The sequence below is a fragment of the Pseudomonas viciae genome, from assembly GCF_004786035.1.
GTDB lineage: Bacteria > Pseudomonadota > Gammaproteobacteria > Pseudomonadales > Pseudomonadaceae > Aquipseudomonas > Aquipseudomonas viciae.
In genome coordinates this window covers 1,797,117-1,821,939 of sequence record NZ_CP035088.1, presented here as the reverse complement: position 1 = coordinate 1,821,939, position 24,823 = coordinate 1,797,117, and the positions used below count along the sequence as shown (strand labels likewise).

Annotated in this window: 20 protein-coding genes; 9 read left to right on the top strand and 11 right to left on the bottom strand. The window is 61.5% G+C overall.

Annotated elements, in window-relative coordinates:
* Positions 1–317 precede the first annotated feature (317 nt).
* Positions 318–1,394 (bottom strand): S-methyl-5-thioribose-1-phosphate isomerase, encoded by a 1,077-nt coding sequence (mtnA, locus tag EPZ47_RS08375; RefSeq protein ID WP_135844352.1) that lies wholly within the window; start codon positions 1,392–1,394, stop codon positions 318–320.
* 106 nt (positions 1,395–1,500) lie between these two features.
* Here mtnA and EPZ47_RS08370 point away from each other — a divergent pair, with 106 nt between their 5' ends.
* The 5 genes from EPZ47_RS08370 to EPZ47_RS08350 all read left to right on the top strand — a co-directional run bounded on the left by EPZ47_RS08370 (position 1,501) and on the right by EPZ47_RS08350 (position 6,485).
* A complete protein-coding gene (locus tag EPZ47_RS08370; protein WP_135844351.1) occupies positions 1,501–2,832 on the top strand; it encodes a TRZ/ATZ family hydrolase in 1,332 nt (443 codons plus the stop codon).
* Positions 2,833–2,893: 61 nt separating this feature from the next.
* Positions 2,894–3,592, top strand: a complete 699-nt coding sequence (gene ubiG, locus EPZ47_RS08365; RefSeq protein ID WP_135844350.1) for a bifunctional 2-polyprenyl-6-hydroxyphenol methylase/3-demethylubiquinol 3-O-methyltransferase UbiG — start codon at positions 2,894–2,896, stop codon at positions 3,590–3,592.
* Positions 3,593–3,596: 4 nt separating this feature from the next.
* Complete coding sequence (gene mupP / locus EPZ47_RS08360; RefSeq protein WP_135844349.1) at positions 3,597–4,268, top strand: N-acetylmuramic acid 6-phosphate phosphatase MupP; 672 nt, start codon at positions 3,597–3,599, stop codon at positions 4,266–4,268.
* A 190-nt stretch (positions 4,269–4,458) separates the two neighbouring features.
* Complete coding sequence (locus EPZ47_RS08355; protein ID WP_135844348.1) at positions 4,459–5,199, top strand: YciK family oxidoreductase; 741 nt, start codon at positions 4,459–4,461, stop codon at positions 5,197–5,199.
* A 359-nt stretch (positions 5,200–5,558) separates the two neighbouring features.
* Entirely contained in the window at positions 5,559–6,485 is a 927-nt protein-coding gene (locus tag EPZ47_RS08350) for a GGDEF domain-containing protein (RefSeq protein WP_135844347.1), read from the top strand.
* Between the two features lie 135 nt (positions 6,486–6,620).
* On the opposite strand, the gene EPZ47_RS08345 is transcribed toward EPZ47_RS08350, so the two are convergent.
* From EPZ47_RS08345 to EPZ47_RS08315, 7 genes are all read right to left on the bottom strand, one after another.
* Entirely contained in the window at positions 6,621–7,391 is a 771-nt protein-coding gene (locus EPZ47_RS08345) for an iron-containing redox enzyme family protein (RefSeq protein WP_406550128.1), read from the bottom strand.
* Positions 7,392–7,469: 78 nt separating this feature from the next.
* The gene (locus EPZ47_RS08340) at positions 7,470–9,929 is read right to left on the bottom strand and encodes an EAL domain-containing protein (protein WP_135844345.1); all 2,460 of its coding nucleotides are present in this window, start codon (positions 9,927–9,929) and stop codon (positions 7,470–7,472) included.
* A 191-nt stretch (positions 9,930–10,120) separates the two neighbouring features.
* Positions 10,121–11,908 carry an ABC transporter ATP-binding protein gene (locus tag EPZ47_RS08335; RefSeq protein WP_420825047.1) on the bottom strand — a complete coding sequence of 596 codons (1,788 nt, stop codon included), beginning with the start codon at positions 11,906–11,908 and terminating at the stop codon, positions 10,121–10,123.
* Positions 11,909–11,939: 31 nt separating this feature from the next.
* Entirely contained in the window at positions 11,940–12,575 is a 636-nt protein-coding gene (locus tag EPZ47_RS08330) for a DsbA family protein (RefSeq protein WP_135844343.1), read from the bottom strand.
* 3 nt (positions 12,576–12,578) lie between these two features.
* Positions 12,579–13,520, bottom strand: coding sequence for an oxygen-dependent tRNA uridine(34) hydroxylase TrhO (gene trhO / locus EPZ47_RS08325; RefSeq protein WP_135844342.1), 942 nt, complete (start codon positions 13,518–13,520; stop codon positions 12,579–12,581).
* A 273-nt stretch (positions 13,521–13,793) separates the two neighbouring features.
* Entirely contained in the window at positions 13,794–14,093 is a 300-nt protein-coding gene (locus EPZ47_RS08320) for a BolA family protein (protein ID WP_014337210.1), read from the bottom strand.
* Between the two features lie 12 nt (positions 14,094–14,105).
* Positions 14,106–14,627: a DUF2059 domain-containing protein gene (locus EPZ47_RS08315; RefSeq protein WP_042732949.1), complete on the bottom strand. Its 522-nt coding sequence runs from the start codon at positions 14,625–14,627 to the stop codon at positions 14,106–14,108.
* Positions 14,628–14,818: 191 nt separating this feature from the next.
* On the opposite strand from EPZ47_RS08315, the gene EPZ47_RS08310 reads away from it, so the two are divergent.
* Positions 14,819–16,213, top strand: coding sequence for a class II fumarate hydratase (locus tag EPZ47_RS08310; protein WP_135844341.1), 1,395 nt, complete (start codon positions 14,819–14,821; stop codon positions 16,211–16,213).
* A gap of 143 nt (positions 16,214–16,356) precedes the next feature.
* Here EPZ47_RS08310 and EPZ47_RS08305 read toward each other — a convergent pair whose 3' ends face one another.
* Positions 16,357–17,319 carry a DMT family transporter gene (locus EPZ47_RS08305; RefSeq protein ID WP_135844340.1) on the bottom strand — a complete coding sequence of 321 codons (963 nt, stop codon included), beginning with the start codon at positions 17,317–17,319 and terminating at the stop codon, positions 16,357–16,359.
* Between the two features lie 192 nt (positions 17,320–17,511).
* Here EPZ47_RS08305 and EPZ47_RS08300 point away from each other — a divergent pair, with 192 nt between their 5' ends.
* Complete coding sequence (locus tag EPZ47_RS08300) at positions 17,512–17,709, top strand: DUF6316 family protein (RefSeq protein ID WP_135844339.1); 198 nt, start codon at positions 17,512–17,514, stop codon at positions 17,707–17,709.
* 113 nt (positions 17,710–17,822) lie between these two features.
* Here EPZ47_RS08300 and EPZ47_RS08295 read toward each other — a convergent pair whose 3' ends face one another.
* Positions 17,823–19,007 carry a thiolase family protein gene (locus tag EPZ47_RS08295; RefSeq protein WP_135844338.1) on the bottom strand — a complete coding sequence of 395 codons (1,185 nt, stop codon included), beginning with the start codon at positions 19,005–19,007 and terminating at the stop codon, positions 17,823–17,825.
* 102 nt (positions 19,008–19,109) lie between these two features.
* Positions 19,110–20,630 carry a polyphosphate:AMP phosphotransferase gene (gene pap / locus EPZ47_RS08290; protein ID WP_135844337.1) on the bottom strand — a complete coding sequence of 507 codons (1,521 nt, stop codon included), beginning with the start codon at positions 20,628–20,630 and terminating at the stop codon, positions 19,110–19,112.
* A 151-nt stretch (positions 20,631–20,781) separates the two neighbouring features.
* Here pap and mnmC point away from each other — a divergent pair, with 151 nt between their 5' ends.
* Entirely contained in the window at positions 20,782–22,764 is a 1,983-nt protein-coding gene (mnmC, locus tag EPZ47_RS08285) for a bifunctional tRNA (5-methylaminomethyl-2-thiouridine)(34)-methyltransferase MnmC2/FAD-dependent 5-carboxymethylaminomethyl-2-thiouridine(34) oxidoreductase MnmC1 (protein WP_135844336.1), read from the top strand.
* A gap of 285 nt (positions 22,765–23,049) precedes the next feature.
* On the top strand, positions 23,050–24,822 hold the full coding sequence (locus tag EPZ47_RS08275; protein WP_135844335.1) for an N-acetylglutaminylglutamine amidotransferase: 1,773 nt from the start codon (positions 23,050–23,052) through the stop codon (positions 24,820–24,822).
* The last annotated feature ends 1 nt before the right edge of the window (position 24,823 follow it).

Below are 24,823 nucleotides of genomic sequence, written 5' to 3'. Positions count from 1 at the left end.
GTAAAGGCCACCTCGCGAGGCAGCCCTGGAAACCGCCGGATGTTATCACAAGAGCCGCCACGCACCTATCCCCCTGATGCGCATGGAGCATAGTTAGTTGACCGGTGACAGGCTGATAGAGGACGAGAGGGGCTTAGAGGCGGGGTGAATGAAGATTGGAAGGGTAAATGCAAGGTATTTGTTGACTGTTGGGGCCTCTTCGCGAGCAAGCTCGCTCCCACACTGGACCTGTGTCGTGCATCAATCACACGAACGACACGGTCACCATGTGGGAGCGGGCTTGCTCACGAAGGCGATAGACCAGGCAATACAAATCGTCAGTGCAACCGCTTGCGACACATCAACTGCGCCATCTTCGCCGTGTCCGGCCGCTCGACAATGCCCTTCTCGGTAATGATGACGTCGATCAGGTCCGCCGGGGTGACGTCGAACACCGGGTTGAAGGCCTCCACATCCGCCCCGACCCGCTTGCCGCCGACTTCCAGCAGCTCGCGTCCGTCGCGCTCTTCAATCGGGATATCGTCCCCGCTGGCCAGGTTCATGTCGATGGTCGAGCTCGGCGCCACCACCATGAAGCGCACGCCGTGGTGCATGGCGCAGACCGCCAGTTGATAAGTACCGATCTTGTTCGCCACGTCGCCGTTGGCGGTGATGCGGTCGGCGCCGACGATCACCCAGGTCACGCCTTTGGTCTTCATGATGTGGGCCGCAGCGGAATCGGCATTGAGGGTCACCGGGATGCCTTCGTTGGCCAACTCCCACGCCGTCAGGCGCGAGCCCTGGAGCCATGGCCGGGTTTCGTCGGCATAGACGCGCTCGACCATGCCTTCGAGGAACGCACCGCGAATCACCCCCAGGGCCGTGCCGAAGCCGCCGGTGGCCAGGGCGCCGGTGTTGCAGTGGGTCAGGATGGCCTGGGCGTTGCCCTGATGCTTGCGGATCAGGTCAACACCGAGCTGGGCCATGGTCAGGTTGGCTTCACGGTCGCTTTCATGGATCGCGATAGCTTCGGCCTCAAGGGCAACCAACGGCTCGGCATGCTCTTTCAAGCGCCCCAGTCGGTCACGCATGCGGTCCAATGCCCAGAACAGGTTCACCGCTGTCGGCCGGGAATCGGCCAGCAAGGCAAAGTCAGCTTCCAGCGCCGCTTGCCAGTCACCGCCCTCGGCCATCCTGGCTCGCGCCGCAAGCACCACACCATAGGCCGCACTGATACCGATGGCCGGCGCGCCACGTACCACCATCGAGCGAATCGCCTCGGCCACACCGGCCGCGCTGGTGCAGGCGATCCAGTTTTCCTCGAACGGCAAAATACGCTGATCCAGCAGGTACAGGGCGCCATCCCGCCAATCGATGGCCTTCACCTTCTCCGCAGCCAACAGTCGATCGCGCATCCTTCACCCCGCACTCATGAACAAAAGCCGCCGATTATAGCGATCCCTCCGCGAAGACGCTCGGGTATACTTCGCCATCCTTTATAACCCATGGAACCGTTCCACGATGCCCAAGCCTGCCGTTGCGCTCGACTTATTATTGCTGCCGACCTGGTTGGTGCCTGTCGAACCCGCCGGTGTGGTGCTCAAGGATCACGGCCTGGGCATCCGCGACGGTTGCATCGTGTTCATCGGCCCACGGGCAGAAGCCCTGAAGTGTGACGCGGCCCAGGTCCGTGAGTTGCCGGGCATGCTGCTCAGCCCGGGCCTGGTCAACGCCCACGGCCATGCGGCGATGACCTTGTTCCGTGGCCTGGCCGACGACCTGCCCCTGATGACCTGGCTCGAACAGCACATCTGGCCAGCTGAAGCCAAATGGGTCGATGAAGACTTCGTACGCGATGGCACCGACCTGGCGATCGCCGAACAGATCAAGGGCGGCATCACCTGTTTCTCTGACATGTACTTCTACCCCAAGGTTGCCAGTGAACGCGTGCATAACAGCGGAATCCGCGCGCAAATCGCCATCCCAATCCTCGATTTCCCTATCCCAGGCGCCGCCAGCGCCGACGACGCCATTCGTCAGGGCATCGAGCTTTTTGGCGACCTCAAGCACCACCCACGGATCAAAGTTGCGTTCGGCCCCCATGCGCCGTACACCGTGGGCGACGAGAACCTGGAGAAAATCCGCGTGATCGCCGAAGAGCTGGACGCGGCCATTCATATGCATGTTCACGAAACCGCCTTCGAAGTGCAGCAGGCTGTGGAGAACACCGGTGAGCGGCCCATGGCCCGCCTGGGCCGACTGGGGCTCCTGGGGCCGCGCTTCCAGGCCGTGCACATGACCCAGGTCAGCGATGAAGACCAGGCGTTGCTGGTAGAAAGCAACTGCAGCGTGATCCATTGCCCGGAATCGAACCTGAAGTTGGCCAGCGGTTTCTGCCCAGTGGAGCGCCTGTGGCAAGCCGGGGTCAATGTGGCGGTCGGCACCGATGGGGCGGCGAGCAACAACGACCTGGATTTGCTCGGCGAGACGCGCACCGCTGCGCTACTGGCCAAGGCGGTCGCCGGTTCGGCCACAGCCCTGGACGCGCACCGGGCGCTGCGCATGGCCACGCTCAATGGCGCCCGGGCGCTGGGCATCGAGGCAACGGTGGGCTCACTGGAAGTCGGCAAGGCCGCCGACCTGGTGGCCTTCGACCTGTCGGGCTTGGCGCAGCAACCAGTCTATGACCCCGTGTCGCAACTGATCTACGCCACGGGCCGCGACTGCGTGAAACACCTGTGGGTGGCCGGCAAGCCGCTGCTCGAAGATGGCCGGCTGACGCGCCTGGACGAGTCGCAACTGACCGCCTCGGCCCAGGCCTGGGGGCGTCGCATCAGCGGCCACAACGAATAACCATGCCCCTGGAGCCATGGCTCGGGGTACACGATTTTTCAAGTTTTTCGAGGATCTGCACATGAGCAACGTTGACCACGCCGAAATCGCCAAATTCGAAGCCCTGGCCCATCGCTGGTGGGACCGTGAAAGCGAATTCAAACCGCTGCACGACATCAACCCGCTGCGGGTCAACTGGATTGATGAGCGGGTCAATCTGGCCGGCAAGAAGGTCCTCGACGTCGGCTGTGGCGGCGGCATCCTCAGCGAGGCCATGGCCCAGCGCGGCGCCACGGTGATGGGCATCGACATGGGCGAGGCGCCACTGGCGGTTGCGCAACTGCATCAGTTGGAGTCTGGCGTCAGCGTGGAATACCGGCAGACCACCGCCGAAGCCCTCGCCGAAGAAATGCCCGAGCAGTTCGACGTGGTCACCTGCCTGGAAATGCTCGAACACGTGCCGGACCCGTCATCGGTCATCCGCGCGTGCTTTCGCATGGTCAAGCCCGGCGGCCAGGTGTTCTTCTCCACGATCAACCGCAACCCGAAGGCGTACCTGTTCGCGATCATCGGCGCCGAATACATCATGAAGCTGCTGCCACGTGGCACCCACGACTTCAAGAAATTCATCCGGCCTTCCGAGCTGGGCGCCTGGAGCCGCATGGCCGGGCTGACCGTCAAGGACATCATTGGCCTGACCTACAACCCGCTGACCAAGCACTACAAGCTGGCCGCCGACGTTGACGTCAACTACATGATCCAGACCCTGCGCGAGGAATAAGTCGATGCGTCTCAAAGCGGTTCTCTTTGACATGGACGGCACGTTGCTCGACACCGCGCCCGACTTCATCGCCATCTGCCAGGCCATGCGTGCCGACCGTGGTTTGCCAGCCATGAACGAGCAGCACATTCGCGACGAAATTTCCGGCGGTGCCCGGGCGATGGTCGCGGTGACCTTTTCCATGGACCCGGAATCACCGGGATTCGAGGAACTGCGCCAGGAATTCCTCGACCGCTACCTCAAGGGTTGCGCAGTCCACAGTCACCTGTTCGACGGCATGGCCGAGGTGCTGGCCGATATTGAAGCGGCGAACCTGATCTGGGGCGTGGTCACCAACAAACCGGTGCGCTTCGCCGAGCCGATCATGCAGCAGTTGGGCCTGGCCGAGCGCTCGAAGGTACTGATCTGCCCTGACCATGTGAAAAACAGCAAGCCCGATCCGGAGCCCCTGACCCTGGCGTGCAAGATGCTCGACCTGGACCCGGCCAGCGTACTGTTCGTCGGCGATGACCTGCGGGACATCGAGTCTGGCCGCAGCGCCGGCACCAAGACCTGCGCGGTGACCTACGGCTACATCCACCCGGACGACAACCCCAGGCACTGGGGCGCGGATGTGGTCATCGATCACCCCTCGGCGCTGCGCAAAGTGCTGGATAACGCGCTGTGCGGCTGTTGAGCTGACCGAATCGGCGCTAACGCTCTTGTGGCGAGGGAGCTTGCTCCCGCTCGACGGCAAAGCCGTCGCCCGCTGACTCAGGGACCGCTTCGCGGTCCAGCGGGAGCAAGCTCCCTCGCCACAAAAAGCTCACTTGCCATGACAGCCCTGTGCCGCAGGTACTGTGCTGCTTTAATTGTTGAGGTTTTTTATGTTTGAGTATTCCGCCCGTCCCGACCTGCTCAATGGCCGGGTCATTCTGGTCACCGGCGCCGGTCGCGGGATCGGTGCCGCGGCAGCGAAAGCCTACGCCGCCCACGGCGCCACTGTGCTGTTGCTGGGCAAGACCGAAGCCAACCTGACCCAGGTCTATGATGAAATCGAGGCGGCCGGCCATCCGCAACCGGCGGTGATTCCGTTCAACCTCGAAACCGCCCTGCCCCATCAGTACGATGAGCTGGCGGCCATGATCGAAAGCGAATTCGGTCATCTGGACGGCCTGCTGCACAACGCCTCGATCATTGGTCCACGCACGCCACTTGAGCAATTGTCCGGCGAGAACTTCATGCGGGTGATGCATGTAAACGTCAACGCCATGTTCATGCTCACCAGCACCCTGCTGCCGCTGCTCAAGCTGTCCCAGGACGCGTCCGTGGTCTTCACCTCCAGCAGCGTCGGCCGCAAGGGCCGGGCGTACTGGGGGGCTTATGGCGTGTCCAAGTTCGCCACCGAGGGGCTGATGCAAACCTTGGCCGACGAAGTCGATACCGTCGCAGCGGTGCGCGCCAACAGCATCAACCCCGGCGCCACCCGCACCAGCATGCGCGCCCAGGCTTATCCGGGGGAAAACCCGCTCAACAACCCGACGCCTGAAGCAATCATGCCGGTCTACTTGTACCTGATGGGACCGGACAGCACCGGCGTCAACGGCCAAGCCTTCAACGCGCAATAATCCCCCCCGCGTCGCGACGATTTCCCGTCGCGACGCGGGCGCCTTCGATACCCAGCCAAGCGAACCGCCAAGTCCACGTCGCCAAAATGATTGCGCGACACTTCCGATCATGACTCAACCAATTGATTCCAATCGATTTTTTATTCTTATGAACTGAATGGCACGACTTTCGCTCTAAATATCCTCAAACACGCCATGTTCGGCGGGGAACGGACGTTGAGACGAGTCTTACGCCTGCCAGGGAAAGCGGACTAAACTCAGATCAGATGTCCTACGGGACTGAAGGACCAGTACGACACGCAGCCCAAAGCCGCATCACCCAGCCCGGCAGGACAGATTAGCTTAGGGGCTAACGCCAAATGAAAACGCCCACCCAGATCAACGCGATTGACTTCGACAGCGCCAAGTTGCAGCGCCTGGGCTTCGGCCAGCCGTCGCCGCTCGTGGCACGCTCGGTCAGCCTTTCGCAATTGCGCCAGCAACTGGGCCAACAATTGCAGACCAGCCTGGAGCCACAACGCATCCTGGGCCTGTTTTTCCGGGAAGTTCAGCGATTGGTGCCCCTGGATGCATTGGCCTATCAGCACAAGCCCAGTGATCTGCGTCTCGAATTCGGTCAGCGCGGACATCACAGCCTCAGCTACACCCTCAGCCATGAAGGCGAACACCTGGGGGAGCTGGTATTCCGCCGCAACCAACGCTTCAGCGAAGCGGAACAGGGCGACCTGGAGTCGGTGCTCTCGACGTTGCTGTACCCGCTGCGCAATGCCCTGCTTTACCGGGCCGCCACCCAGAGCGCCCTGCGCGACCCGCTGACCGGCACGGGTAACCGCATTGCCATGGACCAGACCCTGGTGCGTGAAATCGACATGGCCAGGCGTCACTTGCAACCCTTGTCGCTGCTGATGCTCGACATCGATCATTTCAAGCGCATCAACGACAGCCATGGGCACGGCGTCGGCGACGAGGTGCTTAAATCCGTTGCCGAGTCGATCAAGCATCAACTGCGCAACGTCGACATGGTGTTCAGGTTCGGCGGTGAAGAGTTCCTGATCCTGCTCTCCAACACCAGCCGCGATGCCGCAGCCCTGGTCGGTGAACGACTGCGTTATGCCGCCCAGGTGCAGGATTATTTCGCTGCCGGAACAAGGATTGAACTGACAGTCAGCCTGGGTTGCGCAACCCTGCTGCCGGGGGAATCTGCCGAAAGCCTGCTGCGGCGCGCCGACAGCGCGTTGTACGTGGCCAAGCGCGAAGGACGTAATCGGTTGGCGATGGCGGGCTGAAAACAACCGCGAACTCACTGTGGGAGCGAGCCTGCTCGCGATGACGACCTGCCAATCAACCTCTCCCGTTGACTGCTAGCCTCTTCGCGAGCTGACTCGCTCCCATCTGGGTTTGCTTATTCGAAGCGGATTAAATCAGCTCCCGGCCAGCGCCAGGCGCTCACGGGTGGAAGAAGATTTGCCCACGGACTCCGACTGTTCCAGTTGCATGCAGCGCTCCAGGAACAGGTACATGTAGTCGTAGCTCTTGCACACGGCCTGGCGCAGCTCCATTTGCAGGGCTTTGCTTGGGTTCATGCCTGCCAGGGTGCAGATGATTTCCAGGGCTTCCCAAGGATGGGCGTCGTCGTACTGGGCATGCATCTTCAGCCATTTCATGGCGCGCTTGCGATCTTCCTCGGCGAAAGCCGAGGCGTAGACGCCGGTGGAACACACCAGCGCCGACCACTCTCCAGTCGCACCCTCGATGGCATAGTTGGTCGCGGCGATCGCCACGATCAGCGAATCCGAGGAGCTGGTGTGCCAACACCAATGGCTCAACGCATGGAGCTCGGGCGGCACCTGCTGCGCTTGCAGATCTTCCAGGGTTACGCCATGGGCGGCGCTCCAGTTGACCCAGTAATCGGCATGGTTGAGTTCGACACGGATGTTGCGCATCAGCCAGCGACGCGCCATGTCCTCGCCGGGATGGCGGGCAAAGCGAGTCTTGGTGAGGTTTTGTGCCATGTATAAAGCGAACTGTTCAACGACCGGCCAACCACCAATGAGGTAGTGGCGCATGGTCTTGGCGCTGAGCTTATTGTCACGCATGCGCTGATACAGCTCGTGTTCGACAACCCGGCGTTTGCTCTCGCTGCAATCGGTAATGAGCTGCTGTGCCCATTTCGGATAGCTAATGGCGTCCATGAGCGGGCCTGTTCGGTTGAATGTGTCGATCACTGTCGGGCTCCTTTTGATTGTGATTTTTCCGGATCAACAAGAGGTTCAGCGGAACGTGCCGGGGGCCTTGAACAACAACGGCTGAGGTCGGGCCGGCCTACATTGCAACGTGTCACAGGTAAACAATTGCGGGCGTTCAATCACATACCCTTGAGCGTAATCCACACCAATCTCCAGCAATGCCTGCTCGATCTGGGCGGTCTCAACAAACTCGGCAATTGTGCGCTTACCCATGACGTGGCCGATGTGATTGATCACTTCGACCATTGCACGGTTAATCGGGTCGTCCAGCATATCCTTTACGAAACTCCCATCGATCTTCAGGAAGTCTACAGGTAAATGTTTCAGGTAAGCGAATGAAGACATTCCGGCGCAAAAGTCATCCAACGAGAAATAACAACCCAAGCTCTTGAGTTCATTGATAAAGCGGATCGCGCTACCCAAATTGGAAATGGCGCTGGTTTCGGTAATTTCAAAACAAATCATTTCTGGTGGGATCGAGTAGGCCGCGAACTGTTTACGCAGAAAGTCGAGAAACGCCTGATCTCCGATAGTAGTACCTGACAGATTTATCGCACACATGGCCATGGGCGCCTGTCGCGATTCATTCAGGCACTGACGGATGATCTTGAAGACATTTTCCACCACCCAACGATCCAGGGACGTCATCAGGCCATAGCGTTCTGCCGCAGGAATAAAACTGTCCGGCAGGATCATCCGCCCGGCCTCGTCATGCAGGCGCAACAGGATTTCAATATGCCCACCGCCATGATCGCCTGGGCCCAGCGCGGCGATTTCCTGGGCGTAGAGACAGAAACGGTTTTCCTCCAGGGCCATATGCAAGCGCTGAACCCAGGCCATCTCGCCAAAACGCAGGGACAGCTCCGAGTCGTCAGCGTGATAGACCTGGACCCGGTTACGGCCCTTCTCCTTGGCCATGTAGCAGGCCATATCGGCGGCGCGCAGGGACGCCTCCAGGGTCGTCGGACTCTGGGCGATGTGCACCAGACCAATGCTCACCGTGGTCACGAATGGCCGGCCCTTCCAGACAAAATGCAGGTTCTGCACAGTCTGGCGCAGCCCTTCGGCGATTTTCTCCGCCGCGTCGGGCGAACAATTCTCCAGCAAAATACCGAACTCATCGCCCCCCAGCCGGGCCAGGGTGTCATGTTCCCGCAGGCCCGATTGCAACAGGGCGCAGATATGCCGCAACAACTCGTCACCCGCCGCGTGGCCGCAGGTGTCGTTAACCAACTTGAACTGGTCCAGGTCAAGAAACATCAAGGCATGGCGCCCGACCTGACGAGTAAGGTTGTGCAAAGCCTGCTCGAGGCGATATTCGAACTCCCGACGGTTGGCCAGGCCCGTCAGGGCGTCATGGGTCGCCTGCCACGACAGGTTAGCGATGTATTGGCGCTCCTGGGTCATGTCGTGCAACACCAGTACGGCGCCACTGACTTTGCCTGCATGCCGGATCGGCGCCCCCACCAGGGTGACCGACACCGTGCTGCCATCCAGGCGCTGGATCAGTTTGGAATGTTCGCTGGCGCCACTGAGCCGACCACTGAGAATGTGCTCGATCAGGGTCGGGCCCTCGGTCTGGGCATTGTCGTCGAGCAGATTGAACAGCGCGGCCAGGGGCAATCCCGTCGCGTGTTCGGCTTTCCAGTGGGTCATCGCCTCGGCGGCGGGGTTCATGTAGGCAATGGCGCCTTCAACGTCGGTGGTGATCACCCCATCACCAATGGATTGCAGGGTGATCTGCGCCCGTTCCTTCTCCAGTTGCAGCGCATTGGCAAAAACCTGCCGCTGGGCCAGCAATTTATGGGTACGCAATAACGCCAGGACGATCAACCCCAGCGCCGTGGCGAAGTTGGTCACCAGCAACAGGCGCAAGATAAAACGCGAGCCCTCGCCGAGCGCATCGCTGAACGCCTTGGCGGCCGGGGTAACGGAATCGTTGATCGCTAAAATCTTTGCTTTCCAGCCGCGGATATCGGCCTCCGAAGCCTCGCCCGCGGTGATGCTGCTGTGCATCTGTCGGGCAACGTTATCCAGTTCGATCAGATAACCGTCCCCCACCGTCCATAGATCGATGGCCTCTTCCAAGTAACTGAAGTGACGAAAATTCAGATAGAGCCAGATCAGGCTGGAAACGTCGTCCGGGTGATTGCCGCCCTTGAGGATGCCAACCCTTGCCGCTTCCAGATCCGGCGGCTCGCGATCCAGCGCCACCCGCAGCTCATGGCCGCCCTCGGGTACGGCGATGGCGCGCTGGTACTTGTGGAAAATCGCCCCATCACGGCTGTCAGCATAGAGATTGAGGTAATAAATGGCGTCCTTCTGGCCCTTGGACCAGAGACTTTCCCCCGCCACATAGCCGCGAACCGCAGATAATACGTAAAGGCTGACGCCTCCAAGCAAGGCTTGAAATAACACAACGGCAATAAAGGGCCAGACGATGCCCAGCAGCCGTGGTGATGCGAGAGTCTGCTTTTGCTTCATGAGGTCCCTTGCACAGGCGCTGCCGGATGAACATCCGCGAGAGTACCGCTCCTGACTCCACAGCCTAGGCTAGTTTTCGACCCTTCGAATGACCGGATGAAGGATCGACAGGCTTTGGCTGGAAATTCGCAGGAAGTCGGGACGTTTCCCTGAGTTTTTTCAGATACTAAGCACAGAAAAGCTTAGGAAACTCAAGGCTGCTGTATCTGTTGCAAGTGCCCATAAAGTCGAGCGTACAAGCCACCCTCGGCAATCAGCTGCAAATGATCACCGTCCTCTGCGATTTGACCACCGTCAAATACCAGTACCCGATCGGCTTGTTTCACGGCCGACAACCGGTGGGCGATGATCAGCGTGGTGCGTGCGCTCAGGAACCGCGCCAGGGCCTGGTGGAGGTTGTATTCAGTGGCGGCATCCAGCGCCGAAGTGGCTTCGTCGAGAATCACCACCCGGGGGTCGGCCAATACCATGCGGGCGATGGCCAGCCGCTGACGCTGTCCGCCCGAGAGCCGCACGCCGGAGCGCCCGACAATGCTCTCCAACCCCTGGGGCAACGCCCGCACGGTGACATCGAGCTGGGCAATTTCCAATGCTTGCCAACAGGCCTCGTCGCTGCACTCACGACCCATGGAAAGGTTGGCGCGCACCGTGTCATTGAACAACGCCGGGTGTTGCAGCACCACCGCGACGTTTTCCCGAATGGTCTCCAGGCCGATCTCCTGCTGCGTGGCGCCGCCGAAACGGATACTGCCCGACTGCGGCGTGTAGAGCCCCAATAACAGCTGCACCAGGGTGCTCTTGCCACCGCCGCTGGCTCCGACGATGGCGACCTTTTCGCCAGGCAGAATGGACAGGTTCAACTGATTGAGTACCAGCTCCTCGCCATAACCAAAGCTCAATCCCTGGATGTCGATACCCACGGTGTCGCGCCCCTTGAACGGGTCGACGCCGCCGGCGTATTGCGGCTCGTCGGCACGGGCCAGCAATTCGTTGATCCGCGACAGCGCGCCACCGGCGGCATAAAAGGCGTATTGCAGATTGAGCAGTTGCTCCACCGGACCGATCATGAACCACAGGTAACTGAACACCGCCAGCATCTGGCCAATGGACAGGTCGGAAAACAGCACGGTGAGCATCGCCGCAGCACGGAAAATATCGATACCGAACTGGAACAACAAACCACTGGCCCGGTTAGAGGCATCGGTTTTCCACTGTGAACTCACGGCGTAGTCGCGCACCTCCTTGGCACGCGCGCCCAAACGCCCAAGGAAAAAGCCCTGCCGGTTACCGGCACGTACTTCCTGGATAGCGTCCAGGGTTTCAGTCAGGGCCTGGGTAAACCGCGAGGTACTGTCGTTCTCCAGCTTCTTGAGGTGCTTGACCCGTTTGCCCAACTGCACCGTGGCGTAGATCACCAGCGGGTTGAACAACAGGATCAGCAGCGCCAGCTCCCAGTGCATCCACAGCAAAATGCCGGCGGTACCCACCAGGGTCAGCATCGCCACCAGGAAGCGGCTGAGGGTTTCACCGACGAATTTGTCGAGGGTGTCCAGGTCGGTGACCAGGTGAGCAGCCACGGTGCCACTGCCCAGGCTTTCGTATTCGCCCAGGGAAATGCGCTTGAGACGTTCGATCAGGCGGATGCGAATGCGATAGACGATGTCCTTGGCCAACCTGGCGAACAGTCGCGCCTGCAATACGTTGAACAGCAATGCGCCACAGCGCAGGACCAGGGTCACCAGCAGCATCAGCCCGATATAGCCGGCAGCGCTCTGCCAAGCCGTGGGCAGCGCCTGGTTCATGACCTTCAAGGCCGCGTCGCCGTGGCCCAGCAACACTTCGTCCACCAGCAGCGGCAACAGCAAGGGGATGGGTACGCTACACAGCGTCGCCAGCACGGCGACGCCGTTGGCGATCCACAGGGCTTTTTTGTGCTTGAGGGCCAGCCTGCGGATTTCTGCCCAGCTCAGCCGATCGATGTGTCGCGTCGCCGGTGCATCATCCGACAGCTCAGGCACAGGCCGCGCGCTCCAGCCAGCGACCCAGCAAGGGAGACAATTGGCTCAGGGGTTGGTAGCCGTTGGTGAGCAAGGCCAGTTGGCCGTCACGTTCGGCCAACAGTGTGGGAAACCCGGCGATACCCAAGTCCTGCACCCAGGTGAAATCCGCGGCGGTGGCAGCATGCTGATCGGCGCGGTCGAATGCCGCGGCGAACTCGATGCGTGGCAGCCCGGCCTGTTCGGCCAACTCCACCAGAATGCTGGCGTGAGTCACGTCGCGGCCTTGCACATAAAAAGCCTGCTGGATCAGCTTTACCAGGTTCCAGGCCAGGTCCGGCGCCAGGCTGCGGGCCGTCACCACCGCCCGGCAGGCCGGTTCGGTGTCGTAGACAAAACCGTCCGGCAACGCCCCTTCCAGCTTGAACGGCTGGCCGGTGGCCTGGGTGACGGCCTGCCAGTGTTCCAGAATGTAGCGCCGAGTGGTCGGCTCCAGGGCCGAACCACTGCCGGTGCGCAAACCGCCCACCACCAGGTGCAACTCCACCCCGGCGGCCTGCGCCTGCCCGACCAGCGCCTCGGCCACCGGCGCAAAGCCCCAGCACCAGGAACACATCGGGTCCATCACATAGAGCAGGCGTGGCGCCATGGTTCAAGCCTCGGAAGATGACTGCTTGTAGTTGTAACCGATCGGGTGCGGCATGTTGCGGGCCTTGGCCAGTTCGATCTGCTTTTGCCTGTCAATGGCACTGCGGCGGGTCTTCTCGCTCAGCTTATCCCAGCAATGGGGGCAACTGATGCCCGGCACATAGTGCTCCGAGGCGCGGTCTTCGACGCTGACCGGAGTACGACAGGCGTGGCATTGATCGTAGTCGCCTTCGCTGAGGTCGTGGCGAACAGTCACACGGTTATCGAACACAAAGCAGTCGCCGCGCCATTTGGTTTCTTCCTGAGGCACCTCTTCGAGGTATTTCAGGATGCCGCCCTTGAGGTGATAGACCTCGTCGAAACCCTGGCCGAGCATGTAGCTGGACGCTTTTTCACAGCGAATGCCGCCGGTGCAGAACATCGCGACTTTCTTGTGCCTGGCCGGGTCGAAGTTGGCCTTGATGTACTCAGGGAACTCGCGAAAACTGGTGGTCTTGGGGTCGATCGCGCCTTCAAAGGTGCCGATGGACACTTCGTAATCGTTGCGGGTGTCGATCAACAGCACTTCCGGATCGCTGATCAGGGCGTTCCAGTCCTGCGGCTCGACATAGGTGCCGACCTGCTTGTTCGGGTCCACGCCTTCGACGCCCAGGGTGACGATTTCTTTCTTGAGCTTGACCTTGGTGCGGTAGAACGGCTGGTCATCGCAGTACGACTCTTTGTGGTCGATGTCGATCATGCGCGGATCGTTCTTGAGCCAGGCCAGCAAACCGTCGATGCCTTCACGGGTGCCGGAGACCGTGCCGTTGATGCCTTCTTCGGCGATCAGCAGCGTGCCTTTGATGCCGTTGTCGAGCATGGCCTTGAGCAAGGGCTCACGCAGCTCGACGTAATCTTCAAGGGTGACGAACTTATACAGTGCCGCCACGACAATGGGTTGTGTCATGGGTATTTCTCCAGGTGGCTACCCTCGTAAAGGGTGAACCGGATGCGAAAAAAAACGCGCCGGGTGAGCGGCGCGTTGCGGATTCTAGCAAATACACTGTGGCTTTAGGAGCAGCACGCTCCGTGGCCGGATCAACTGTGGCGAGGGAGCTTGCTCCCGCTCGGCGGCGAAGCCGGCGTCTGGATCAGTACCAGGGGGACCGCTTCGCGGTCCAGCGGGAGCAAGCTCCCTCGCTACAAAAGCGTCCTTGCCACAAACAGCGCTCATCTCAAATCAGTGCTTGCTGCCACCGGCACAGGTCGGCGAAGCCGGGGCTGCGTCGATCTGTGCCCATTCTTCGGGGGTGTAGGTGTGCAGCGCCAACGCATGGAATTCGCCCATCAGCTCGCCCAGCGTGCCGTAGACCTTCTGGTGACGCTTGACGCGATTGAGCCCCTCGAACTGCTGGCTGACCACCACGGCCTTGAAGTGGGTCTGCAGCCCACGGCTGTGCATGTGGCTTTCATCCAGCACTTGCAGGTGCTCGGGTTGCAAGAGCCCGAGGGTCGATTCGATACGTTGTTGCATGCTCATACCTGGCTCCGCTTACGGCTTTTTCTTGGCAGGGGCCGCGGCTTTTGGCTCAAGCTCGGCCGTCATGTCGGCCAGCAGCTTGTTGACCACCGGTACCGCGCTTTCAAGCTTGGCCTGGGTCAGCTGGGCCGATTGCTGGGTCAGCTGCGGCATTTTCTCCAGGACTTTCTTGCCCAGTGGCGACTGGTAGAAGGCCACCAGGTCCTTGAGCTCAGACTCGCTGAAGTTGCTGGTATAGAGCTTGACCATGTCCGGCTTGAGCTTGTTCCAGCCGATGGCCTGGTCCAGCGCGGCATTGGCCTTGGCCTGGTAGGTTTCCAGGGTGGCTTTTTTCGACTCCGGGGCCTTGGTCTGTTCAAAGCGCTGGGCGAACATCTGCTGCACTTGCATGTACACCGGGGTACCCAGCTTGTCAGCGTGGGCCAGGGTCAGGAACGCTTCGGCACTGGCGTTGTGGCTGGCGGTATCGGCGAAAACAGGGCCGCTGGCACACACCAGAGCAACTGCGGTACAGATGGCACGAAGACGGGTCATCGAGTTTCCTTTCATAGCTGGCGAGGTAAAACCCCAAGGGCGACCATTCTGCGCCTAAAAAACGCCGCGCCTCAACCCCGAAGCTTGCCGGGTCCGATTGACGGACCGGACCGGCCACCCCTAGATTGAGGGAACTGGTGCCGCCCATCAGGGCCTAAACTGCGCATTCAGCCCTACAGGAGTTTGACCCGATGAGCCGTATCGAAACCGACAGCCTTGGCCAGGTTGAAGTCCCGGATGACGCCTACTGGGGTGCCCAGACGCAGCGCTCCATGATCAACTTTGCCATCGGCAACGAACGCATGCCGCTGTCGGTGCTGCACGCCCTGGCGCTGATCAAGAAAGCCGCCGCGCGAGTCAATGACCGCAATGGCGACCTGCCCGCCGACATCGCCCGCCTGATCGAACAGGCCGCCGACGAAGTGCTCGACGGCCAGCACGACGACCAGTTCCCGTTGGTGGTCTGGCAGACCGGCAGCGGAACCCAGAGCAACATGAACGTCAATGAGGTGATCGCCGGACGCGCCAATGAACTGGCAGGCAACCCGCGCGGTGGCAAGAGCCCGGTGCACCCCAACGACCACGTCAACCGCTCCCAGAGCTCCAACGACTGTTTTCCGACCGCCATGCACATCGCCGCCGTCCAGGCCGTCCAGCAGCAATTGCTGCCGGCCATCGGCGAGTTGTCCGGCGGGCTGGCGGAACTGGCGGCGCGCCACATGAAGTTGGTCAAGACCGGCCGCACCCACATGATGGATGCCACGCCGATCACGTTTGGCCAGGAACTGTCGGCCTTCATTGCCCAACTCGATTATGCCGAACGGGCGATCCGCGCCGCGCTGCCGGCGGTCTGCGAGCTGGCCCAGGGCGGCACGGCGGTGGGCACCGGGCTCAATTCGCCCCATGGTTTTGGCGAAGCCATCGCCGCTGAACTGGCGGCACTTTCCGGCCTGCCGTTCGTTACCGCACCGAACAAGTTCGCCGCGTTGGCCGGCCATGAGCCCCTGACCGCCCTGTCCGGCGCGCTGAAAACCCTCGCCGTGACCCTGATGAAAATCGCCAACGACCTGCGCCTGCTGGGCTCCGGGCCACGGGCCGGGTTCGCCGAGGTGAAATTGCCGGCCAATGAACCGGGCAGTTCGATCATGCCCGGCAAGGTCAACCCGACCCAGTGCGAAGCCCTGTCGATGCTGGCTTGCCAGGTCATGGGCAACGACGTGACCATCGGTTTCGCCGCCAGCCAGGGCCATTTGCAGTTGAATGTGTTCAAACCGGTGATCATCCACAACCTGCTGCAATCGATCCGCCTGCTGGCCGATGGCTGCAGCAACTTCCAGCAGCACTGCGTCGCCGGGCTCGAGCCGGACGCCGAGCAGATGGCCGCGCACCTGGAGCGCGGGTTGATGCTGGTGACCGCGCTGAACCCGCACATCGGCTACGACAAGTCCGCCGAAATCGCCAAGAAAGCCTACGGCGAAGGGCTGACCCTGCGTGAAGCGGCGCTGCAACTGGGGTATCTGACCGATGAAGAGTTCGATGCCTGGGTAAGGCCGGAGAATATGCTGGAGGCTGGTAGCCAGGGCTGAGTCTTGTATGGACTGAGCATCAGCCATCGCGAGCTTGCTCGCGATAGGGCCGGTCGACTCGACATCTTCATCGACTGCCAGGCCGCCATCGCGAGCAAGCTCGCTCCCACAGTAGCTTTGTGTCAGGCACTCGCTCTGTGTTGTTAACGCCCTACCGCCATCCGCTCACGCCGGGCCCTGAGCCCGGCCATCAGCGACGGCCCCAGCGCCACCAGCGCCGATCCCAGCACCACCAGCACCGCCCCGCCATACCCCAGCAGATTGATCTGCTCGGCATGTACATAGTCTGGCCACCACCAGGCGGCCAGCGCCACTGCGGCGAAGGTCACCAGCGGTGTGATCGCCAAGGTCGCGCTGACTCGCGAGGCTTCCCAATGGGCCAAGGCCTCGGCAAACGCACCGTAGGCAATCAGGGTGTTGAGGCAGCAGGCAAGTAATAGCCAGCCTTGCAAAGGGCTCAATTGCAGTGCCTCCAACGGGTGCACCCAAGGCGTGAGCAGCAACGCACAGAACAGGTAGATCACCATCATCACCTGCAACGAATTCCACACCGTCAACAGTTGCTTCTGGCCCAAGGCATAGAAGGTCCAGACCGTCGAAGCCAGCAAGACCATCAAGACCCCGGCGGTGTAGTCACTCAGGGAGGTCAGCAACTCGCCCAGACGCTGGTTGAAAAACAGCGTGAAGCCGATCAACAGCACCGCCAGGCCAATGCCCTGCCCTACGCTGAACCGCTCCTTGAACACAAACAGGCTGGCAACCAGCAACATGATCGGCCCCATCTGCACCACCAACTGTGCCGTGCCGGGGCTCAAGCGGTTCAGGCCCATCAGGTACAACACGTAGTTGCCCACCAACCCGAGTACCGCCATCGCCACCAGCCAGCCGCCACGGGGGCCAAGCACCTTGCGACTGGGCAGGCGCCGGGTAGCCGCCAGGTAGATGAACAGCAAGCCGCCGGACACCAGCAGGCGAAACCAGGTCACGGTGACCGGGTCCATCACTTGCAGCACTTGCTTGAGCTTGATCGGCAGGATGCCCCACAGCAGGGCGGTCAACAGGGCGAGGAACAGGCCATAGACCCAGCGACCGGACGAAATGTGCATGCGACCCTCAAAGCTCAAGACATGAACGGCCATTCTAGGCGTCTATCGCTGCACGACACAGGGACAGTTGGGCATGGGGCGCCCATGAGATTGTATGGGTCGCTGCCGTCGATCGGCTCGCCGGGCGCAAATCAGGGACAACACATATGCTCAATTTTGAGACAACCTCGCCGCCCTTTTTGGAGACCCGCCATGCTTGGCAAACGCGCCCAGGATCCCGCCCCCACGACGATTTTTCGCAGCGACCGGATCTGCCGGGTCAACGGTGAGTTTTATTTCAATACCCGCGAAGGCACCCAGGAAGGTCCGTTCGCCAGCCGCGAGGCTGCAGAACGGGAGATAGAAGCGTATGTCGGGCGGATGCGACAGCTGACTCAGGTTGCCAGCTGAATGCGGTTCATCGGTAGCCCCTGTAGCGAGGGATTACCTGTGGCGAGGGAGCTTGCTCCCTCGCCACAAAAGCCTCTGACGCCATAAGCGTCATACAACCAACGCAGTCGCGCTTATCTCACCGCCTCGAACAACCCCGTCGCCCCCATCCCGCCGCCCACGCACATAGTCACGATGCCGTAGCGCAGGTTGCGCCGTTGCAGCTCGCGCACCAGATGCCCCACTTGCCGCGAGCCGGTCATGCCGAACGGGTGGCCGATGGAGATCGAACCGCCGTTGACGTTATATTTTTCGGGATCGATTTCCAGCCGGTTGCGACTGTACAGGCACTGGGAAGCGAAAGCCTCGTTGAGCTCCCACAAGTCGATATCAGCCACCTGCAAGCCCTTGGCCTTGAGCAGCTTGGGCACCGAAAACACCGGGCCGATGCCCATCTCGTCCGGCTCGCAACCGGCCACGGTAAACCCGCGGAAAAACGCCTTGGGCTTGAGCCCCAGCGCCAGGGCTCTTTCCAGGCTCATCACCAAGGTCATCGAGGCGCCGTCGGACAACTGTGATGAATTGCCCGCCGTCACCGAACCGTCTTCGGCGAACACCGGTTTGAGGCCGGCCAGGCTTTCATAAGTAGTGTCAGGGCGATTGCAGTCGTCGCGATCAACCACACCATCGAGCATCTGCACCGCACCGCTGTTCTTATCCTCGACCTTGTACTTGACCGCCATCGGCACGATTTCGTCGTCAAACAACCCGGCCGCCTGGGCCTGGGCGGTGCGCTGCTGGCTCTGCAAGGCGTAACGGTCCTGCTCCTCGCGGCTGACCTGATAGCGACGAGCAACGATCTCGGCGGTCTGGCCCATGGGGAAATAGATCCCGGGCACTTGCTCCTTGAGCAGCGGATTGATCAGGTTGTCAGTGTTGACGCTTTTCATCGTCAGGCTGATGGACTCCACGCCTCCGGCGACGATGATGTCGCTGCAACCGGAGGCGATCTGGTTGGCCGCGATGGCGATGGCTTGCAGACCCGAGGAACAGAAGCGGTTGAGGGTCATGCCGGCGGTGCCGATGCCCAACTGCGAGAGCACCGCCACGTTACGACCGATGTTGTAGCCCTGGGCGCCTTCATTGGAGCCGGCGCCGACGATACAGTCCTCGACGCTCGCCGGGTTGATGTCATTGCGTGCCAGCAAGGCGTTGACGCAGTGAGCCGCCATGTCGTCCGGACGGGTCATGTTGAACTTGCCGCGAAAAGACTTGGCCAGGCCGGTCCGTACGCTGTCGACGATCACCACTTCACGCATGGCTGTACCTCATTGTTGTAGTCGGTTAGGTGTGAATCGAGCATAGATCCACTGCATAAGCGACTGCGACAATCATTCACCCCGCGTATGCAACCCCATCGCCTACTTCTTGCTCTTCTTTTTGCGCGCCTGTTTCTCGGTACGCTCGAACGCAGCCTCCAACGCATCATTGAGGGTGCGCAATACCTTGACCCGCGCCCAGCGTTTGTCGTTGGCCTCCACCAGGGTCCAGGGAGAAATCTCGGTGCTGGTGCGGTCCACCATGTCGCACACCGCTGCCCGGTAAGCGTCCCACTTGTCCCGGTTACGCCAGTCATCCTCGGTGATCTTGAAACGCTTGAACGGGATATCCTCGCGCTCCTGAAAACGCTCCAGCTGGGTCTCCTTGTCGATGGCCAGCCAGAACTTGACCACCACCACGCCGGCATCGGCTATCTGCTCCTCGAAATCGTTGATCTCGCCGTAAGCCCGTAGCCAATCAGCCCGGCTGCAAAACCCCTCGACCCGCTCCACCAGCACCCGGCCATACCAGGAACGGTCGAACACAGTGAACTTGCCCCGTGCCGGAATATGCCGCCAGAACCGCCACATGTAGGGGTGGGCGCGCTCTTCTTCGGTGGGCGCGGCAATCGGTATGATGCTGTATTGGCGCGGATCGAGCGCCGCCGCGACCCGCCGGATCGCCCCGCCCTTGCCCGCCGCATCGTTGCCTTCGAACACCGCCACCAGGGCATGCTGACGCATGCGTTTGTCCCGCAGCAGGCCGGAAAACCGCGCCTGCTCGGTGATCAGTTGCTCTTCGTAATCGGCCTTGTCCAGGCGCAGGGTCATGTCCAGGCTGTCTAACAGCGTGATTTGGCTGTCCAGCGCAGGCAGCGGCGCCACGTTGACCTTTTCCGCCTTGATCTTCGATCGGCCCAAGGCCTGGCGCAACCCTTCGAGCAAGATCCGCCCGACCGTGAGGCTGCGATAACAGGAATCCATGCCTTCGATCACATGCCACGGCGCGTAATCGCGGCTGGTACGGCGCAGCACTCGCTCGCCGTATTTGACGAACTTGTCATAGGTCTGGGACTGTTGCCAATCCAGCGGGCTGATGCGCCAGCTGTGCAGCGGATCGTCCTTGAGCCCCTTGAGTCGGGCTTTCATCTGCTTCTTGGACAGATGGAACCAGAACTTGAAGATCAGCGCGCCTTCGTCGCAAAGCATTTTTTCCAGGCGCTCGGCGGCGTTGATCGCCTGGTCGAGCCGGGGGTCCTTGATCTGGTCATGGACCCTCGCCTGCAACATCTGGCTGTACCAGTTCCCGAAAAAAATCCCCATGCGCCCCTTCGCTGGCAGCATCCGCCAATAACGCCAGACGGGGGGCCGCGCCAGCTCCTCGTCGGTCTGCTGGTCGAAGGTGCGCACTTCGATCAGCCGCGGGTCCATCCACTCGTTGAGCAACTTCACCGTCTCGCCCTTGCCCGCGCCTTCGATGCCATTGATCAGCACAATGACCGGGAACCGACCTTGCTGCTGCAACTCGAATTGAGCCTCAAGCAACGCTTCACGCAAGGCCGGCACTTCGGCCTCAAAGGTGTCTTTATCGATGGCGTGGCCGATTTCAGCGGATTCGAACATGGACAGCTCCTTCCAGGGATTGGGGCAAGACTAGCGGATTGGACGCGACCCTGGGCAGCAGATTCCATCCAGACGCACGCTCCATTGCGATGGGTCAAGCAAGCCGATACCAATGGGCTAGAATGCCCTCCCAGTTTTCACCGAGCCTGCCATGACACCCATTCAGCACCACGCCCAACTCGACTGGGATGACCAGGGTCGCCCGCGTTCGCGGGTGTTCAACGACGTGTATTTTTCCGATCAATCGGGCCTGGAAGAAACTCGTTATGTGTTCCTTGAGCAGAACAACCTGGCCGAGCGCTTTGCCGCGCTACCGGATGACGGGCGGCTGGTCATCGGTGAAACCGGATTTGGCACCGGGTTGAATTTTCTCTGCGCCTGGCAGTTGTTCGAACAGTGCGCTCCGGTTGGGGCGCGGCTGCATTTTGTCAGTGTCGAGAAATACCCCTTGAGCCCGCAGGATCTGCGCCGGGCACTGGCGCTGTGGCCGCTACTCAAGCAGCAGGCGGATCAATTGCTTGAGCAGTACGTGGCGATCCACCAGGGGTTCCAGCGTCTGACTTTGGCAGGTGGGCGAGTGACGCTGACCTTGTTGATCGGCGATGCCCTGGCGCAGTTGCCGCAACTGGACGCGCAGATCGACGCCTGGTTCCTGGACGGTTTCGCGCCAGCGAAGAACCCCGAGATGTGGACCGCCGAACTGTTCGCTGAATTGGCGCGGCTGGCGGCACCCGGCGCGACCATCAGCACCTTCACCAGCACCGGTTGGGTGCGGCGACTGCTGAACGCGGCGGGCTTCAAGATGAAGCGCACGCCTGGTATCGGGCACAAATGGGAAATCCTGCGCGGCGTGTTTCTCGGCTGGCCGGACCTGCTTCCCGTGCCGGCCCCGGCAAAACCTTGGTACGCCCGCCCCACGGCGCTGACTGGCGAGCGCCGGGCGCTGGTGATCGGCGGCGGCCTGGCCGGCTGTGCCAGCGCCGCGAGCCTCGCGGCCCGTGGCTGGCAAGTGACGCTGCTGGAGCGTCACGCCGGATTGGCCGAGGAAGCGTCCGGCAACCCGCAGGGCGTGCTGTACCTCAAGCTTTCCGCCCACGGTACGGCGTTGTCACAAATGATCCTCAGCGGTTTCGGCTACACCCGGCGCATGCTGGAGCATCTGCAACGCGGCGTAGACTGGGACGCTTGCGGGGTCTTGCAACTGGCCTTCAACCCCAAGGAAGCCGAGCGCCAGGCGCAACTGGCCGCGGCGTTTCCAGAAGACTTGCTGCATTCACTCGATCAGCCACACGCCGAGGCACGCTCCGGCATCGGCCTGGCGTGTGGCGGCTTGTTTTATCCCGAAGGTGGCTGGGTGCATCCGCCAGCGTTGTGTCGCTGGCAGGCCTCGGGGCCGATGATTGACGTGCAGCCCCATCATGAAGTGTTGCAATTGCGCCGCGTCGACGGCCAATGGCAGGCCTGGGACGGCGAACGTTGCCTGGCCAGCGCGCCGGTAGTGATCCTCGCCAGCGCCGCCGAGATCAAGCGCTTCGAACCCGCCGCCGATTTGCCCCTCAAGCGCATTCGCGGGCAAATCACTCGTCTGCCACAGACCGCCCGCAGCCAGAGCCTGCGCACCGTGGTCTGCGCCGAAGGCTACGTGGCCCCGGTACGGCTGGGCGAGCACACCTTGGGCGCCAGTTTCGACTTCAAGAGCGACGACCTGACCCCTACCGCGGCGGAGCACGCCGGCAATCTGCAGATGCTGGAAGAAATTTCCCTGGATCTGGTGGAGCGCCTGGATGCCAGCGCCCTGGATCCGCAACACTTGGAAGGCCGTGCGGCGTTCCGTTGCACTAGCCCTGACTACCTGCCAATCGTCGGCCCGTTGGCTGACCGCCAGGCATTCAGCGAAGCGTATTCGACCCTGAGCAAGAACGCCCGGCAGGTGCCAGACACTCCCTGCCCGTGGCTCGACGGTCTGTACATCAACAGCGGCCATGGCTCACGGGGGCTGATCAGCTCGCCGCTGTCGGGTGAGCTGATCGCCGCCTGGCTGGACAACGAACCCCTGCCGCTGCCCCGAAGCGTGGCCGAGGCCTGCCATCCGAATCGGTTTGCGTTGCGGGCGTTGGTTCGGGGCAAGGCCTAGCGCAGATCGCTGGCCCACCAAAAAAACCTGGGGGAGCGAGCTTGCTCGCGATAGCGGTGGGTCAGTCAAGTTAGATGTCGACTGACACTCCGTCTTCGCGAGCAAGCCCGCTCCCACGTTAGTTCCGGTCTCCTATGGATACGCAGCAGACCCAGCGCCCCCACCCATCGGCTTATAACGCATCGATCTAAAACTCACAGCAATCCCCCCGGTCAGTTTCAGGGTACCCGCCATGTCGGCGCGTGCTGCTTGACCCCTCCCCAACGGAAAAACCGGTAAGGACTTATGTGCGGATTAGCTGGAGAGTTACGTTTCGATCAACAACCTGCGGACCTTGCGGCCGTAGAGCGAATCACCCATCACCTGGCCCCTCGCGGCCCTGACGCATGGGGTTTTCATAGCCAGGGCCCGATTGCCCTCGGTCATCGGCGCCTGAAAATCATGGACCTGTCCGACGGTTCGGCCCAGCCGATGATCGACAGTCAACTGGGCTTGTCCCTGGCCTTCAACGGCGCAATCTACAACTACCCGGAACTGCGGGCCGAGCTCGAAGGCTTGGGCTATGCCTTTTATTCCGGTGGCGACACTGAAGTGTTGCTCAAGGGCTACCACGCCTGGGGCGAAGCGCTGCTGCCCAAGCTCAACGGCATGTTCGCCTTCGCCATTTGGGAGCGCGATGCCAAACGGCTGTTCATCGCCCGCGACCGCCTCGGCGTCAAGCCGCTGTACCTGTCGCGCACCGGCCAGCGCTTGCGCTTTGCCTCGGCATTGCCGGCGCTGCTCAAGGGCGGTGACATCAGCCCGATGCTCGACCCGGTGGCCCTCAATCATTACCTGAATTTCCATGCGGTGGTCCCGGCGCCACGCACCTTGCTGGCCGGTGTGGAAAAACTGCCGCCGGCCACCTGGATGCGCATCGAAGCCGACGGCAGCACCGAGCAGAAAACCTGGTGGACCCTGCCCTACGGTCCCCGGGCCGATGAGCAGCATCTGAACCTCGAAGACTGGATCGACCGCGTGCTCGACAGCACCCGTGAAGCGGTCGCCATTCGCCAGCGCGCGGCCGTGGATGTCGGCGTGCTGCTTTCCGGCGGCGTGGATTCGAGCATGCTCGTGGGCCTGCTGCGGGAAGTCGGCGTGGAAGATCTGTCGACCTTCTCCATCGGTTTCCAGGATGCCGGCGGCGAGCGCGGTGACGAGTTCCAGTATTCGGACCTGATCGCCAAGCACTACGGCACCCGTCATCACCAATTGCGTATCGACGAAAAAGAGATCATCGAACAACTGCCCGCGGCATTTCGTGCCATGAGCGAGCCGATGGTCAGCCACGACTGCATCGCCTTCTACCTGTTGTCCCGGGAAGTGGCCAAGCACTGCAAAGTGGTGCAAAGCGGCCAGGGTGCCGACGAGTTGTTCGCCGGTTACCACTGGTACCCGCAAGTGGACGGCGCGAGCGATCCGTACGCGGCCTATCGCGCAGCCTTCTTTGATCGCAGCTACGAAGAATATGCCGCCACCGTGCAGCCCAAATGGCTGACGGCCAACGACGCCGCCGGTGATTTCGTCAAAGAGCATTTCGCCCAGCCAGGCGCCGATGCGGCGGTGGATAAAGCGTTGCGCCTGGACAGCACGGTGATGCTGGTGGACGACCCGGTCAAGCGCGTCGACAACATGACCATGGCCTGGGGCCTGGAAGCGCGTACGCCGTTCCTCGATTACCGGCTGGTGGAGCTCTCGGCGCGGGTCCCGGCGAAATTCAAGCTGCCCGACGGTGGCAAGCAGGTTCTCAAGGAAGCCGCCCGGCGGGTGATCCCCAGTGAGGTGATCGACCGCAAGAAAGGCTATTTCCCAGTGCCGGGCCTCAAGCACCTGGAAGGCAACACCCTGGCCTGGGTCCGCGAACTGCTGCTGGATCCGAGCCAGGATCGCGGCCTGTTCAACCCGGCCATGCTCGACCGACTGCTGACCGACCCCAACGGCCAACTCACGCCGTTGCGCGGTTCAAGGTTGTGGCAACTGGCGGCGCTGAACCTGTGGCTCAGCGAGCAAGGAATCTGAT